Origin of the sequence: Mesorhizobium sp. M5C.F.Ca.ET.164.01.1.1, from assembly GCF_004792125.1 — a bacterium.
Classification (GTDB): Bacteria; Pseudomonadota; Alphaproteobacteria; order Rhizobiales; family Rhizobiaceae; genus Mesorhizobium; species Mesorhizobium wenxiniae.
This window is the reverse complement of sequence record NZ_SRTG01000006.1, coordinates 138,129-152,622: the sequence shown is the minus strand read 5'-3', so window position 1 is coordinate 152,622 and position 14,494 is coordinate 138,129. Positions and strand designations below refer to the sequence as shown.

Below are 14,494 nucleotides of genomic sequence, written 5' to 3'. Positions count from 1 at the left end.
ATGACGGTTTTATTGCAGCCGGCCTGTGTGCCGGCTCGCGCAAATCCGGGAGATGTGATCGATCGGCCTCCAATGGCATGCACGACAAGCGGCTCCGATTGTCCTACAAATGCCAGGCTCCCCTCGGGCGGCCTTCGAAGCAGCCCTTCTCAACGCAATTGCGAGGATCTGACATGGAATACCGCACTCTCGGCCGTTCCGGGCTGAAGGTTTCGACGCTGACCATGGGCACCATGACCTTTGGCGGCGCCGGCGCATTTTCGGCGGTCGGCAAGACCGATCTCGACGAGGCGCGCCGGATGATCGACCTCTGCATCGATTCCGGCATCAATCTCATCGACACCGCCAATGTCTATTCGAACGGGCTTTCGGAAGAGATCATCGGCGAAGCGCTCGGCGGCAAACGCAAGGGCGATGTGCTGATCGCCTCCAAGGCGCGAATGCGGATCGGCACGGGCCCCAACGACGAAGGGCTGTCGCGCTACCATCTGATCCGCGAGTGCGAGAAGAGCCTGAAGCGCCTCAGGACCGACGTCATCGACATCTATTTCCTGCACGAATGGGACGGCACGACGCCGCTCGAGGAGACCATCGCCGCGCTCGACACGCTCGTCAGCCAGGGTAAGGTCCGCTATGTCGGCTGTTCCAACTATTCCGGCTGGCAAGTGATGAAGGCGCTGGGGATCAGCGACCGCCAGCACCAGCCGCGCTTCGTCACCCAGCAGATCCACTACACGCTGGAAGCACGCGAAGCCGAATATGAACTGCTGCCGATCTCGGTCGACCAGGGGCTTGGCGTGTTGGTGTGGAGCCCGCTCGCCGGTGGACTGCTGTCCGGCAAATACCACCGCGACCAGGCCACCTCCCGCCAGCTCAGCGGCTGGACGGAACCGCCGATCCGTGATGAGGACCGGCTGTGGCGGATCGTCGATGTGCTTGCCTATATCGGCAAGAACCATGGCGTCTCGGCAGCGCAGGTGGCGCTTGCCTGGCTGCTCGGCCGGCCGGCCGTCAGCTCGCTGGTGATCGGCGGACGGACCGAAGCGCAGTTCAAGGACAATATCGCCGCTGCAAGCCTGGTGCTGACCAGCGATGAGCGCGCACGCCTGGACGCTGTGAGCCGCCCGCCCGTCCTGTATCCCTACTGGCACCAGCAGTTCACGGCAAAGGACCGGTTTGGTCCGGCCGATCTGGTTCTTGACCGGGAAGATATCTGACAACGGTCCGGATCTGGTCGAAGGTCGCCGCGGGTTAGCCTGAGATAAAACGCCAGACCTCGGGATCAGACTCGATCTGGCCGCTGAGCACGAAGTACTTGTAGAGCACGAGCAAGCAGATCGCCTGCTCGGCCCGTTCGTCGGCGAACTTGCGGCAATAGGCGTTGGCGGCGGCAACGATGCGCTCGGCCTCGGTCGGATGACGTTCGAGATATTGCACCCGCTCGGCAAGATTCGTGAAATCAGGTTCGAGCGGCACATAGTGAACATCGGCCACGAGTTCGCTTTCGGCGAACCATGTCTCATATGTCGGCGGCGGCATCAGGCACAGCGAATTCGAACTCATGATCCATTTTAGGTTGGTCGCCACATCGTTGCCTTCGAGCGAAATGATATAGCGACAGCGCCGCTGCTGATCGATGCTCAGATAAGGTTTGCGATATTCCGGCGCTGCCGTCGGTTTGGGCGTGCCGACATCGCAAAAGGGCAGATCGCGCGCGGCCTCGAGAAGCAAGGTCCTTATCGGGTTGTTGAGCTCGCCGCGCCACACCGCAACCGGAAGCTTGTCCGCGAAGGCTACATCGTCGGCGGGCATGTGGAAGTGGCGGAACTTGTTGAGCTTGAACAGGACCCCGTTCCTGTTGTCGCCGGCGATCGGCCGATCCTTGACGATCGACGGCATCGCAGGCACTTCGATGACGTCGCCGAATCCGAGGTCGATGCGCAAATCGGGATCGAAGTAGCGGGCAAATTCCTTCAGATCGTAGTTTACATGCTCCGGCCTCTCGGCAGCCGGCTGACCGGCACGGCGCCGGCGCTCGGCGCGAAAGGCGCCTTTAACCTATTGTAATAATTGAGACGCGCGCGGACCGATCCATCCGAAAGCCTGGCCTGATCGAGCAGCCCGGCGAGCCTGCGGCGGAACATCGCCTGGTGCAATATCGCGTACGGCATTGCGCGCATAGTAGAATAGCTTCTGTGCGTTTCTTTAAAGGGTGGCCATCGGTCACTTGGTAAAAAGTAGGCTTGTGATTTGCCCCCCGGCCCCTCCTACACCATTGTGCCAGCTATGTTGCAAGCCACAGAACCGTGTTCAGCTAGCCTGCCGGCTGTGTATGGAGCCGATCGCTCTTTGCGGTGTTGTGTTTGGAGCCCAATGCTCCTAGGCAGGGCTAAGAACCTTGGGATTGTGAAAGGAAGAGATATGGCGCGAGCACCGAATTACGGCCAGGAACGCAAGGAACGCGACCGGCAGAAGGCCGCCAAGAAGGCGGAAAAGCAGGCGGCCAAGGTGGCAGCCAAGGAACGTTCGAAACCCGAAGACGAGACCACGTCCGAGACCGAAACGGAAACGGCAGAGTAAAACGCATCCAGCCCGCGAGGCGGATCGGATTTGGCCTAGGAATCCCGCTGCGTCTTCAGGCCTGCGCCTTGTCGCTGACGAACACGTTCACCTCGCGCGCGGCGGCGATGAAGGCGCGCCTTGCGGTCATCGCCGGTTTGTCGCCGGCCAGCGCATCATGGCAGGCCTGCAGCGCTTCGCGATGCTTTGGACTGCGCTTGCCGGGCCAGTTGTTGAGGAGGAAGTCGGAAGCCTCGCGGACCGTACGCAAGAGCTGAGTGGTTCCCTCCGCGCCCGACTTGACGGTCACAGGTGTTTCAAATCGGTTGTTTTCCATCGCCGCTCTTACGCCATCGGCGCCAGCGAAGCGAGGGCGAAAGTGGTTGCCTCCGCAATCACGCCGCGACGACGGCAAATCCCCTGGCACGCAGGCCGCGCCGGTCGTTGTGCAGCGACGTCACCAGCCGGTCGCGGCTGCCGACGATATGGGCCGAAAGCCGGTGTGCCGCCTCGTCTGCGTCGCCAGCCCGCACTGCCGCCAGAATGGCATGATGTTCGGCCCAGGCACGGCTCAGCGCCGCCTCGTCGCGCACCTCCAGCCAGCGCGCGCGGGAGAGCCTCGTCATCGCGTCACGAACCGCCCGAAACAGGAACTCGTTGCCGGACAGGCGTGCGAGCTCGATGTGAAAATCCATGCCGACGCGATGGCATTCCTCGCGCGGGGTGCCGGCGTCGCAGGAGTCCAGCATCGCCTCGATGACGTCGACGGCGCTCCTGTCCTCCAAGGCACAAGTCAGCTTGACCGCTGCGACCTCGACCGCGTCGCGGTAGACGGCGATCTGCTCGAGCTCGGTGAGGTTGATCGGCGACACCGTCCAGCCGCGCCCGTCGCGGCAGACCAGACCTTCCGTCTCGAGCCGCAGCAATGCTGCCCTGACCGGCGTACGCGAGGCCCCGAAGCGGCTTTCGATCCAGCGCTCCGTCAGCCGCTCGCCCGGGCCGATCTCGAGGCCGAGGATCATTCCGCGAAGCTGTTTTTCGACATTCTGCATCTGCGACATGGGGTTCCGTTCTGGCTATTTATTCTGGCTAACTGGTCGCGTTCAGGGTTTGGCGATCACGTTTGAGAGCGCCGCATTGACAGCCGTCGAGCTTGCGTCCATGACGGATACCAACTTGGTATCCCAAAACGGTATCCGCAGCAAGCCGCCGACAGACTTGCCGGACAGGACAGGACATGCCGCAAGACGCCACCCCTGCCACGCAAGGCGCCCACAACATCCACTGGCGCCGCAATCTCGCCGTGTGCTTTGCCGGCTCGTTCAGCACGCTTGTCGCGATGACGCTGCTGTTGCCCTTCCTGCCGCTTTACGTCGAGCAGCTGGGTGCCGAGGGGCACGCGGCGATCGTGCAGTGGTCCGGCATCGCCTATGGCGCGACGTTCTTCGCCGCCGCGCTGGTGGCGCCGCTGTGGGGACGGCTGGGCGACCGCTACGGCCGCAAGCTGATGCTGGTGCGTGCCAGTTTCGGCATGGCCGCCTGCATGTCGCTGACCGGCATGGTGGAGACTGTCTGGCAATTGGTGCTGCTGCGCCTGCTGATCGGTTTCGCCGGCGGCTATTCCTCGGGTTCGACCATTCTCGTCGCCATGCAAACGCCGAAGGACCGGTCAGGCTGGGCGCTTGGCGTGCTGTCGGCCGGCATCACCGCAGGCGCCCTCGTCGGCCCCCTGCTCGGCGGCGCGCTGCCGCCCTTGATCGGCATCCGCGCAACCTTCCTGCTCGCCGGCGGAGTCATTTTCCTGGCGTTCCTGGCAACGACTTTTCTCATCGAGGAGAACCCTCGCCCGGTAGCCGACAAATCAGCATCGACTGAGAAGCCGAAACGCGGTTGGTCGCAAATCTCGGACAAGCGCCCGGTCGTCGCCATGCTGGCGACCGGCACGCTGTTGAGCTTCGCCACCATGTCGATCGAGCCGATCATCACGGTCTACGTCCAGCAGCTCATCGAGGACCAAAGCCTGCTAACACTGACCTCCGGCGTCGTCATGTCGGCGGCAGCACTTGGCGCCATCCTGTCGGCCTCGCGACTCGGCAAGCTCGCAGACCGCGTCGGTCACTGGAACGTCATCATTGGGGCGCTTGCCGTCTCGGCGCTGCTGCTGATCCCGCAGGCCTTCGTCACGCAGGGCTGGCAGCTCGTTGGACTGCGTTTCCTGATGGGGTTGGCGCTTGGCGGCCTCTTGCCCTGCATCACCAGCGTCATCCGCCACAATGTTCCGGACGGCGTCGGCGGGAATGTGCTCGGCTTGTCGATCTCGGCGCAGTATGTCGGACAGGTCGCCGGGCCGCTGCTCGGCGGCTTCGTCGGCGGTCATTTCGGCATGCGCGCGGTATTTCTCGGCACATCCGTGCTGATGGCGGCCGGAGCGGCGTATAACTGGCTGGTCCAGTCACGCCGCGGACGCGACATGCTGGTGCAGGCACGCAAATCCTGACACCGTTTGCGGGCTATCACTGCTTCACGGAGACCAGAGACACATGAGCACGGCCGAGCAACAAGCAAGCGGCAGCGGCCGCATCCTCGTTTTCACCGGCGGCCTGTGCGGCGCGGCCGGCGTGACGCTTTCCGCCGCGGCGGCACATCTGGGCGGCGCTTTCGTCGGTACGGTCGCGTCGTTCCTGCTCATGCATGCGCCGGTCTTTCTTGCCGTCGGCCTCGTCGGCGCAAACCGGATCCTGCTAACCGCAAGCGTCATTCTTCTAGTCGGGCTTGTGTTATTCTGCGGTGATCTCCTCGCCCGGGACTTCCTCGGCTCGCGGCTTTTCCCGATGTCGGCGCCGATCGGCGGCACCCTGCTCATCGCCGGCTGGCTGGCGGTTGCAGCCTCGGCGCTGGCGCGCCCGCGCCCCTGAGACGGCATTCCCCGGACCAATCGGGGAGTCCGGCTGGCATCCTAGCCCTCCCCACCTCAAAGTGCGGCGCTTGCGGGCGAAACGGCCGGGTTCCGCCAAACCACGGTCAGTCAGACGATGGCCAATATTGCCGGCGTTCGGGCCGGACCGGCAGGTCGCGATTGCGTGCCGCCGGCTTGGTCAGGCGGCGCCGCTCCGGCCTATTGATGGCCGGTGAGATGCCCCAATAGTTGCGATAGATGTCTTCGAACAAATGATTGATCGGATGCATGGCCTGATTTCCTTTTTTCAAACTTGAATCGATCCAATCGACAGCCCCGAAAATGCCGTGCCGATCAGCTCCGCTTGCGCTCCACGAGAAAACGCAGATCGCGGATCCACGGGCCGGCGCTGCCGCGACGTTTCCGGGTCACCGCGTTGGAGGTAATGCTCCAGTCATTGCGATAGATGTCTTCGAACAGATAATTAACGGGGTGCATGGCTCTCTCCTTCGATCCGATCGACAGTTGGCCGCTAAACTTGGATCGATTCAAAAATACACCCAAATGCACCAATGTCAAGCAAAATTTGAATCGATCCAACAAAGGTGCTAGATGTTGGATAGGGAGTCCGGAGGCAGAAAATGGCGTCATCCACCGAAGGCAATACACGATCCATCCGGCTGGCCGACATAGCCAAGGCCGCAGGGGTTTCGCACGGCACCGCCTCCAACGTGTTCAGCCGTCCCGAGATCGTACGCGAGGAAGTCCGCGAGCGCGTCAAGGCGGCGGCCGAGGCGATGGGCTATGCAGGTCCCGATCCGAAGGGCCGGCTGCTGCGTGCCGGAAAGGTCAACGCGATCGGCGTCGCCACGACCGAGCCGCTGTCCTATTTCTTCGACGATCCCTTTGCCCGCGCGATGATGGCCGGGATTTCCGAGGCATGTGACGCCACCGGCGCCGGCATCGCGCTGGTATCGGCCGGCAATCAGGAGAAGCTTGCCTGGAACATCCAGAGCGCGCTGGTCGACGGCTTCATCCTGTTCTGCATCGAGGGCGGCTCACGCTTGGTCGAACTGACGCGCGAACGCAAACTCCCCTTCGTCGCGCTTGAGCTCGGCTTCGACGACGACACTGTTTCGGCAATCGGCGTCGACAATGTCGCCGGCGCCCGCCTGGCGGCGCACCATCTTGCCGAGCTTGGCCATCGACGCTTCGCCGTTCTGTCGCTGCCTTTCGCCGACGACAGGACCGGTCCTGTCTCGCCGGAGCAGGTTCGGACGGCCGTCTACCCCGGCACGCGCGATCGCCTCGTCGGCTATTTCGAGGCACTTTCCCGGTTCGGCGTCGATACCGCCGGGATTCCGGTATACGAGACCGAAAACGACGAAGCCAGCACCAGAGCAGGTCTCGAGACGATCTTCGCCGCGGCAGAGCCGCCGACAGCCATCCTGGCGATGTCGGACCGGATTGCCATGGTCGCGATCGAATGGTTGGCCGCGCGTGGTATCGCGGTTCCCGGCGACGTCTCCATCATCGGCTTCGACGGCGTGCCTGACGCCGCCCTTTGCGATCCTGCGCTCACCACGATCGCCCAGCCGATTGCCGAGATCGGCCGCCGGGCCGCGCGAACGATCCTCGATTTCGACGGCACGGTGCGGCGCGAGACGCTCGGCGTCGAGCTTGTCGTCAGGGCCTCTTCCGGGCCGCCGCCCAAAACAGCCTGAGCCCGAACGTCTACCGGTTGGTAGTCGCCATCGCACCCACACCGAAGGACGCATGGACAGGCGGCGCCTCGCTGCGGACCGGCTTGCTCATGCCGGACCGCCCAATACCCGACAGCCATTCGAGATAATAGGCGAGCACGAACTGCATGGCGATGCCGGCGGCGATCAGCAAGCTGTCAAAGGCAAACCCGCCCGGGTTGAGCAGCTTCATCACCTGCGCCGCCATGGCCATGACCGTGCCGGAGATGAAAACCGGCAGCGATCGTTTGCCCAATATGGCGAGCGGATGGTCGCGGCCGGTGCGGAACAGGTTCGAGACAGCAGGAAACGCCACAATCAGATAGGTCACCGCCAGGATGTGCAGCAGCCTCGGCAGCGACAAAAATGTCTTGTCGAAGCCGGTCAGCACCACCGGCAGGTCCAGCCACGACACGTGCCCCCATAGCGGGCTGTGCACCCAGACCAACGCCGCCGCGACATAGACCGCCGACGCGCCGACCAGCCAGCGATTGACTGGAATGGTGCCGCCGCGCCTGATATGCAGCATGCTCGCCAGGCCGATGTTGAAGAGGAATTGCCACGACAGCGGATTGAGGAACCAGAAGCCGGGCTCAGGATAATTCGGCGGGGCGATCTGGTAGATCCCGGCAACCAGCCATAGGGCTCCGGATAGGGCGAGCGCCGCCAAAGGCCTGTGGCTGATGAACAGCAGGAAGGTTGGCGTCATCAGCAGCAGCACCGCATAGACCGGCAGGATGTTGTTGTAGCCGAGCTGATGGCCAAGCGTGACGATGCCGATCAGCGCTTGCTGCGGGTTCCTGATCAATGGCTCGATGTTGATCAGCGTCAGCATGTCCGGCCGCTTCGCGAACACCGCCGCCGCGCAGAAGATGGCCAGCACCACCATCGTCGTGACAATGTGGGCGACATAGAGCACACCGGCGCGACGCCACAATTTCAGTGTCGCCACGAGCCTGTTTCCGGACTGGAATTTTGAGCCGTAGGCGAGCGCGACTGACATGCCGGAGATCAGCACGAAGGCCTCGGCGGCATCCGAAAAACCAAGATTCTTATAGGTCAGGGTTTCGAAAAGCGTGCCCGGGACGTGGTCGACAAATATGATCAGCAGAGCGAGAGCGCGGAACACATCGATACGCGTATCGCGTTCCGAATTTGGCATGGTCATCGATAAAAGGCCTCAAAGCTGGTTGTTCATGCCGGCGATCGATGCGACCGCCCGACGCACCGCTTCGATTCCTCCCCGCAGGAGCATATCGCGAACAAACGGACTGAAATGCGCCCGGTTCAATCAACTTTGAAGGAGCCCGAAAATATTCCGTTTTGAAGCCGGCAAATGAACAAAAACGACGCGAAATCAAAAGGATGCAACTATGGCCGAAAAACCTCCGGAAGACGGCTTTTTGCGGCGCGACCTGCCGTTTTTCTATCGCCTCTACAGACCAGCAGAACCAACCGGCGAATGCCTTTTTCTGCTGCATGGATCTGGTGTCGACGAGACCACTCTGGTCGCGTTGGGGCAGCAAATCGCGCCGCACGCTGTGTCGGTGGCGGTGCGTGGCCGTATCGCCCAGGAGGACGGTTTCCGCTGGTTCAGACGGATCTCGCCCATACGCTTCGAACAGGGTAGCATCCGCAAAGAGGCGGACGCTTTCGCGGCCTTCATCACCGAGGTGGCGAAACGCCACGACCTCGTCCTCTCCCGGGGAATTTTTCTCGGCTATTCGAACGGCGCCAACCTGGTTTCAAGCGTGATGCTGCTGCATCCGCAGCTCATCGCCCGAGCAGCATTGCTGCGGCCCATGCCCGTGCTGGACGAGGTGCCGCCGGCGGATCTCCGCAAGGCACGGGTGGCAATCATATCCGGCGCCGCCGACCTCACCTACGGGCCCTTCGCACTCGCGCTGGTCGGACTGCTCGGCCGGCATGGTGCCGAGGTCGAGGCCCACACGATCGCCTCCGGCCATGAAATCGGCGATCGGGATGCTGAAATCGTCAGGCAATGGCTGGCCGGCCCGGCAACCACTATTGCGCAGGCAAATTGATGAGCCGAGATCTTACCCTCGCCCCATCCGGTTCCAGGCATCCAGCCCGGCGATCTTGTAGGCTTCGGCCAGCGTCGGATAGTTGAAGGTGTTGTTGACGAAGAAATCGACGGTGCCACCGAGATTGATCACCGCCTGGCCGATATGGATCAGTTCGGTCGCGCCCTCGCCGACGATATGCGCGCCGAGCAACCGGCGCGTTTCGATCGAAAACAGAAGCTTCAGGAAGCCGGTGTTGACGCCCATGATATGGCCCCGCGAGGTTTCGCGGAAGCGCGCCACGCCGACCTCATACGCGCCGCCGCTCTCGCGCACCTGCTCCTCGGACTGGCCGACGGTCGAGATTTCCGGCACGGCGTAGATGCCGTAGGGAAACGTTTCCGGCGGCGGTGGCAAGGGCACGCCGAAGGCGTGGCAGGCGGCCACCCTGCCCTGTTCCATCGAGGTCGAGGCGAGGCTCGGAAAGCCAATGACATCACCGGCGGCATAAATGTTCGGCGCGCTGGTCCGGAAGGTCTGCGGATCGACCTTGATGCGACCCCGGGAGTCGGCCTCGATGCCGACCACGTCCAGGCCGAGCGCGCCGACATTGCCATTGCGCCCCGCGGCATAGAGCACCATCTCCGAGCGTATGGTGCGGCCGTCGGCAAGCGTCACCTCGGCGTAGTCGGGTTTCGAGGCAATCTCCTTGACCGCACTGCCGAGCCGGATCGTCATGCCGCGGTCACGCATCTGATGGATGAAATCGTCGACGATCTCGCGGTCGACGAAATCGAGGATGGTGTTGCGCGGCTCGACCAGCGTCACCGGCACGTCGAGCGCCGAAAAGATCGTCGCGTACTCGACGCCGATGACGCCGGCGCCGATCACCGTCAATGTCCGCGGCAAGCGCTCGAGCTCCAGCATCTCGTCGCTGTCGAAGATACGGATCTTGTCGAAAGGCACGTCGCGCGGCCGGTGCGGGCGGGTACCGACCGCGATCAGCGCATGCGCAAAACCGACTTCGCTGTAGTCGCCGGTTTCCGTCGTCAGGCTCGCTCTGTTGGGACCGAGAAACTTGACTGCGGCGCGCGCGCTCTTGACCGTGTTGCGCATGAACTGGTGTTGCAGCACCTCGACCTCGTGATCGAGCGTCTTGTGCAGGCGTTCGATCAGATCGCCGACCGAAATGTCCTGCTTGACCCGGTAGCCGCGCCCGTAGAAGCCGCGCTCGCGCCAGCCGGAGAGATTGAGCACGGTTTCCCGCAGCGTCTTCGACGGGATGGTGCCGGTATGCACGGAAACACCGCCAAGACGCCGGCCCCTGTCGACCACCAGCACGGATTTGCCGAGCTTGGCCGACTGCACCGCGGCGCGGCGCCCGGAAGGGCCGCTGCCGATGACCAGCATGTCGTAATCCATGTCGCCCTGCCCCTCGCCTGCACTTTGTTGCACTGCAGCAAGCTAACGCCATCGGCGCTGCAAATTCAACCGATTCGGGCTGTACCCGGTGCCCGTTTCCACCGCATGCGGCGGAAACGCCCGATCTTGATTCCGTCGCAAGACTTCACCATTTCAAAACCAGGCGGCCCGCACCCTATCCCGGGCCTGATTGCGAGGAAATGACATGAACGCGCGCGTTCTCGACGGCGAAATCATCACCTCCCGGCTCGATGATATCAGGGCCTATGACGGCGTGCGCACGCGGCGTGTCCTCGCCTTCGTCATCGACTATTGCATCGTCGCGCTGCTCACCATTCCGTTCGCGCTCCTGGTATTCTTCCTCGGGATTCTGACGCTCGGCCTCGGCTGGATGCTGTTTTCCGTCCTGGTGCCGGCCGTCGCCATCCTCTACATCTGGAATACGCTCGGCAGCGCCGACCAGGCCACGACAGGCATGAAGATGATGGGAATCCGGCTCGACCGTCTGGACGGCACCCGCATCGACGGGCTGACGGCGGTGGTGCATTCGGTGCTGTTCTGGGCCGGCAACGTCATCCTGACGCCGCTGGTCCTTCTGGTCTCGCTGTTTGCCGACCGCAAACGCACGTTGCACGACCTGCTGCTGGGCACAGTGGTCAGCCGCAGTGACCGCTAAGATCAGCTTTTCATCAGTCCCGCGAGCTTTTATGTGCAAAGTGACGGCTTCCGCTCCCCCACGCCTTCACAATCCTGTTGAATTTTTCGCCGTCCGCGCCAAAGGTATGATTCGCAGGAGTGTTTCCAAGGTTCGATGACGCACCATCCTACCCAGTCGCCGCAGTTCTTCCTGACCGCGCCGTCGCCGTGCCCGTATCTTGAGGGCCAGTTCGAGCGCAAGGTGTTCACGCATCTGGTCGGCGACAAGGCATCGGAGATGAACGACCTATTGACGCAAGGCGGCTTCCGGCGATCGCAGAACATCGCCTACCGGCCGGCCTGCGAGACCTGCCGCGCCTGCGTTTCGGTACGCATCCTGGCCCAGGAATTCACTGCCAGCCGCAACATGAAGCGGGTGATACAACACAATTCAGACCTCATCGGCGCCATGCACGACGCGCAACCATCCACCGAGCAGTATTCGCTGTTCCGCAGCTATCTCGATGCCCGCCATCGCCGCGGCGGCATGTCCGACATGACGGTGCTCGACTACGCCATGATGGTCGAGGACACCCATGTTGATACCAAGGTCATCGAATACCGGCGCCGCGGCCCCGACAGCTTCATCACCGGCAAGGGCCAGGGCGAGCTGATCGCGGTGGCGCTCACCGACAAGATGGCCGACGGCCTGTCGATGGTCTATTCCTATTTCAATCCGGACTTCGAGGACCGCTCGCTCGGCACCTTCATGATCCTCGACCACATCGCCCGCGCCAGGGCGATGGGCTTGCCCCATGTCTATCTCGGCTACTGGGTCAACGGCTCGCGCAAGATGAACTATAAGATGCGCTTCATGCCGCAGGAGCATCTCGGCCCGAAAGGCTGGGAACGCTACGACCACGAAGCGGTTTCGCGCTGATCCGCCCCTTCGCCAACCATCCTTAAATCTGTTTCAAGGGGGATGCCGCTGGTTTTCGGCCGCTTGGCTGGAACGACAGACGCTGGGCCAATTTTGCGCCTGCCTCCACATCATTGCGAGAATTGCCATGTCGTCCCACAACGATCACCAGAAGGGCCTTCTCATCACCGCCATCGGCGGGCTGACGCTGACCATCGACATTCCACTGATCCGGCTCGCCGACGGCGGCGCGTGGACGATCCTCCTGCTGCGCACCGGCACCACCTTGGTCGCGGCGCTGATCATCTGGGCCGTCTGGCGCTCGCTGAGCAGGAACGCGCCGCAGCTCATCCCCGGATGGTCGGGGCTCGTTGTCGCGATATGCTACGGACTGACCTCGGTCACCTTCGTCACCAGTATCTATTACACCACGACCGCCAATCTGGTCTTCATCCTGGCCTTCAACACCGTGTTCGCGGCACTGCTGTCCTGGCTGTTCCTGAAGGAGCGGCCACGACTGGTCACGGTCGCCGCGATGCTGGTCATGATTGTCGGCGTCGCGATCATCGTCGGCGATTCGATCGGCACCGGGCACCTGTTCGGCGATCTCATGGCGCTGTGCTCGGCTTTCTTCATCGCGCTGGCCATCACCATCTCGCGTGCCAGCGGCAAGGACATGGGGTTCACATCGCTGATCGGCGTGATCCTGCCCCTGGCCGTCGCAGTGTTCATGGTCTCAGGCGAAGGCCTTCAGGTGAACGCGCCGTGGTGGATCATCTTCAACGGCGCCGTCATCATGCCGATCTCGTTCTTCTGCCTCGCCAACGGGCCGAAATATATTTCGGGACCGGAAGTGGCGATGTTCTATCTACTCGAAACTGTGCTGGCGCCGGTCTGGATGTGGATGATCTTTGCCGAGACGCCGTCGCGCAACAGCCTGATCGGCGGCGCGATCCTGATCGTCACGCTGGTCGCCCATTCGCTATGGCAACTGCATGAGGGGCGCAAGCGCCGCGCAAGGCTTGCGGTCAGTCACCCGGCCTGAGACTTCTTCTCGGCAACGATTTCGATTTGCGGCGGCGACCCTTCCAGCTCCGCCGGTGCTGCGGCGGCAAGTTCGTCGGCCAATTCCACCTCGCGCAGCCATTCGCGCCAGATCGCGACCAGCAATGCCATCAGCACCGGGCCGATGAACAGGCCGAGAAAGCCCATCGTCTTGACGCCGCCGATCAGGCCGAAAAAGGTCGGCAGGAACGGCAGCTTTATCGGGCCGCCGACCAGTTTCGGACGCAGTGTCTTGTCGACGATGAACAGTTCGACGCTCCCCCAGATGAACAGCGCCAACCCGGCCATCGGCGAGCCGCTGGCGGCGAGATAGATCGAAACAAGCGTGAAGGACAGCGGTGCGCCGCCGGGGATCAGCGCCATGATGCCGGTCAGGGCGCCGAGCGTCACCGGCGACGGCACGCCGGCCAGCCAGTAGGCCACGCCCAGCACCACCCCCTCGCCGATGGCGATAATGGTCATGCCGGTCACCGTCGAGGAAATCGTCGCCGGCACGACGCGTGAAATCCGCTCCCACCTGGTCGGCAGGATGCGTTCGCCGAGACGGTCGACCTGCCCGGCAAAATGCTCGCCGTCGCGATAGGCAAAGAACAGCGCGATCATCATGAACAGCAGCGCCAGCAGAAGACCGAAGGCGCTGCCGCCGGCGGCCAGCACGCCGCGGTAGATGCTGCCGATGTTGGCGCCGCTGATCAACTGGATCAGTTCGCCGATGCCGCCGGGATGGCCGAGATTGCGCGTCCACTGCTCGTTCAGCCAGTCGCCCACCACAGGCAGCGTGGCGATCCAGTGCGGCGTCACCGCGCCTTCGCGGTTGGTTTCGATCGCCCAGCCGACCCATTCGCGGACTTCGTTGCTGGCGTAGGCGCCGGCGAGCGCGATCGGCACCACCAGGAAAGTGAGGATGAACAGGATCGCCAATGTCGCGGCGATCGTGCGGTTGCCGCCGACAGCAGCAAGCAGCCGCCGATAGGCCGGCCAGCTGGCAAAGGCGATGACGAGAGCAGCCAGCACCGGGACCAGGAAACCATGAAAGAAATAGACCCCGGCGGCAACGATCAGCACCAGGAGCCAGCGCGCCGCCGACAGCGGCGGAATGACGGCGGATCTGACCGGCGTCGACAGGCCGAATAAGCGCTGCTGCCCTTCCGGTTTCTTAATCCTGGCTTCTTTCAAATGCCCATTTCTCCCAAAGGCGTGTGTCCCCTTTATGTAGCGATGCTTATGTACC

The 14,494-nt window shown here is 62.9% G+C and carries 17 protein-coding genes; 9 read left to right on the top strand and 8 right to left on the bottom strand.

Features of this window, described 5'->3' with window-relative positions:
- Positions 1-173: 173 nt before the first annotated feature.
- The gene (locus EN807_RS26310) at positions 174-1,217 is read left to right on the top strand and encodes an aldo/keto reductase (protein ID WP_135937284.1); all 1,044 of its coding nucleotides are present in this window, start codon (positions 174-176) and stop codon (positions 1,215-1,217) included.
- 34 nt (positions 1,218-1,251) lie between these two features.
- Here the strand turns inward: EN807_RS26310 and EN807_RS26305 are convergent, their stop codons facing one another.
- The gene (locus EN807_RS26305) at positions 1,252-1,944 is read right to left on the bottom strand and encodes a glycosyl transferase family 90 (protein WP_348640265.1); all 693 of its coding nucleotides are present in this window, start codon (positions 1,942-1,944) and stop codon (positions 1,252-1,254) included.
- A 477-nt stretch (positions 1,945-2,421) separates the two neighbouring features.
- On the opposite strand from EN807_RS26305, the gene EN807_RS26300 reads away from it, so the two are divergent.
- Positions 2,422-2,580: a hypothetical protein gene (locus tag EN807_RS26300; protein WP_023798419.1), complete on the top strand. Its 159-nt coding sequence runs from the start codon at positions 2,422-2,424 to the stop codon at positions 2,578-2,580.
- Between the two features lie 55 nt (positions 2,581-2,635).
- Here EN807_RS26300 and EN807_RS26295 read toward each other — a convergent pair whose 3' ends face one another.
- The gene (locus EN807_RS26295; RefSeq protein ID WP_135937283.1) at positions 2,636-2,896 is read right to left on the bottom strand and encodes a DUF982 domain-containing protein; all 261 of its coding nucleotides are present in this window, start codon (positions 2,894-2,896) and stop codon (positions 2,636-2,638) included.
- A gap of 58 nt (positions 2,897-2,954) precedes the next feature.
- Entirely contained in the window at positions 2,955-3,620 is a 666-nt protein-coding gene (locus EN807_RS26290; RefSeq protein WP_135937282.1) for a GntR family transcriptional regulator, read from the bottom strand.
- Positions 3,621-3,796: 176 nt separating this feature from the next.
- On the opposite strand from EN807_RS26290, the gene EN807_RS26285 reads away from it, so the two are divergent.
- Together EN807_RS26285 and EN807_RS26280 are read left to right on the top strand one after the other, a co-directional pair.
- Positions 3,797-5,056, top strand: coding sequence for a multidrug efflux MFS transporter (locus EN807_RS26285; RefSeq protein WP_135937281.1), 1,260 nt, complete (start codon positions 3,797-3,799; stop codon positions 5,054-5,056).
- A 43-nt stretch (positions 5,057-5,099) separates the two neighbouring features.
- A complete protein-coding gene (locus EN807_RS26280) occupies positions 5,100-5,474 on the top strand; it encodes a DUF423 domain-containing protein (protein ID WP_135937280.1) in 375 nt (124 codons plus the stop codon).
- Between the two features lie 106 nt (positions 5,475-5,580).
- Here EN807_RS26280 and EN807_RS35735 read toward each other — a convergent pair whose 3' ends face one another.
- Both EN807_RS35735 and EN807_RS26275 read right to left on the bottom strand, forming a co-directional pair.
- On the bottom strand, positions 5,581-5,745 hold the full coding sequence (locus EN807_RS35735) for a hypothetical protein (protein ID WP_189522580.1): 165 nt from the start codon (positions 5,743-5,745) through the stop codon (positions 5,581-5,583).
- 64 nt (positions 5,746-5,809) lie between these two features.
- Positions 5,810-5,953 carry a hypothetical protein gene (locus EN807_RS26275; protein ID WP_127314430.1) on the bottom strand — a complete coding sequence of 48 codons (144 nt, stop codon included), beginning with the start codon at positions 5,951-5,953 and terminating at the stop codon, positions 5,810-5,812.
- A gap of 143 nt (positions 5,954-6,096) precedes the next feature.
- Between EN807_RS26275 and EN807_RS26270 the strand changes: the two genes are divergently transcribed.
- On the top strand, positions 6,097-7,179 hold the full coding sequence (locus EN807_RS26270; RefSeq protein ID WP_135937279.1) for a LacI family DNA-binding transcriptional regulator: 1,083 nt from the start codon (positions 6,097-6,099) through the stop codon (positions 7,177-7,179).
- 10 nt (positions 7,180-7,189) lie between these two features.
- Here EN807_RS26270 and opgC read toward each other — a convergent pair whose 3' ends face one another.
- Positions 7,190-8,365 carry an OpgC domain-containing protein gene (gene opgC / locus EN807_RS26265; protein ID WP_135937278.1) on the bottom strand — a complete coding sequence of 392 codons (1,176 nt, stop codon included), beginning with the start codon at positions 8,363-8,365 and terminating at the stop codon, positions 7,190-7,192.
- 205 nt (positions 8,366-8,570) lie between these two features.
- On the opposite strand from opgC, the gene EN807_RS26260 reads away from it, so the two are divergent.
- Complete coding sequence (locus EN807_RS26260) at positions 8,571-9,242, top strand: alpha/beta hydrolase (protein ID WP_135937277.1); 672 nt, start codon at positions 8,571-8,573, stop codon at positions 9,240-9,242.
- Positions 9,243-9,254: 12 nt separating this feature from the next.
- Here the strand turns inward: EN807_RS26260 and sthA are convergent, their stop codons facing one another.
- The gene (gene sthA / locus EN807_RS26255) at positions 9,255-10,643 is read right to left on the bottom strand and encodes a Si-specific NAD(P)(+) transhydrogenase (RefSeq protein ID WP_135937276.1); all 1,389 of its coding nucleotides are present in this window, start codon (positions 10,641-10,643) and stop codon (positions 9,255-9,257) included.
- Between the two features lie 205 nt (positions 10,644-10,848).
- On the opposite strand from sthA, the gene EN807_RS26250 reads away from it, so the two are divergent.
- From EN807_RS26250 to EN807_RS26240, 3 genes are all read left to right on the top strand, one after another.
- On the top strand, positions 10,849-11,319 hold the full coding sequence (locus EN807_RS26250; RefSeq protein ID WP_135937275.1) for an RDD family protein: 471 nt from the start codon (positions 10,849-10,851) through the stop codon (positions 11,317-11,319).
- Positions 11,320-11,454: 135 nt separating this feature from the next.
- Entirely contained in the window at positions 11,455-12,219 is a 765-nt protein-coding gene (locus tag EN807_RS26245) for an arginyltransferase (RefSeq protein WP_127314425.1), read from the top strand.
- A gap of 127 nt (positions 12,220-12,346) precedes the next feature.
- Positions 12,347-13,243 carry a DMT family transporter gene (locus tag EN807_RS26240; RefSeq protein ID WP_135937274.1) on the top strand — a complete coding sequence of 299 codons (897 nt, stop codon included), beginning with the start codon at positions 12,347-12,349 and terminating at the stop codon, positions 13,241-13,243.
- On the opposite strand, the gene EN807_RS26235 is transcribed toward EN807_RS26240, so the two are convergent.
- Positions 13,231-14,439, bottom strand: coding sequence for an AI-2E family transporter (locus EN807_RS26235; protein ID WP_135937273.1), 1,209 nt, complete (start codon positions 14,437-14,439; stop codon positions 13,231-13,233). The two genes, EN807_RS26240 and EN807_RS26235, sit on opposite strands and share 13 nt — an antisense overlap.
- Between the last annotated feature and the right edge of the window lie 55 nt (positions 14,440-14,494).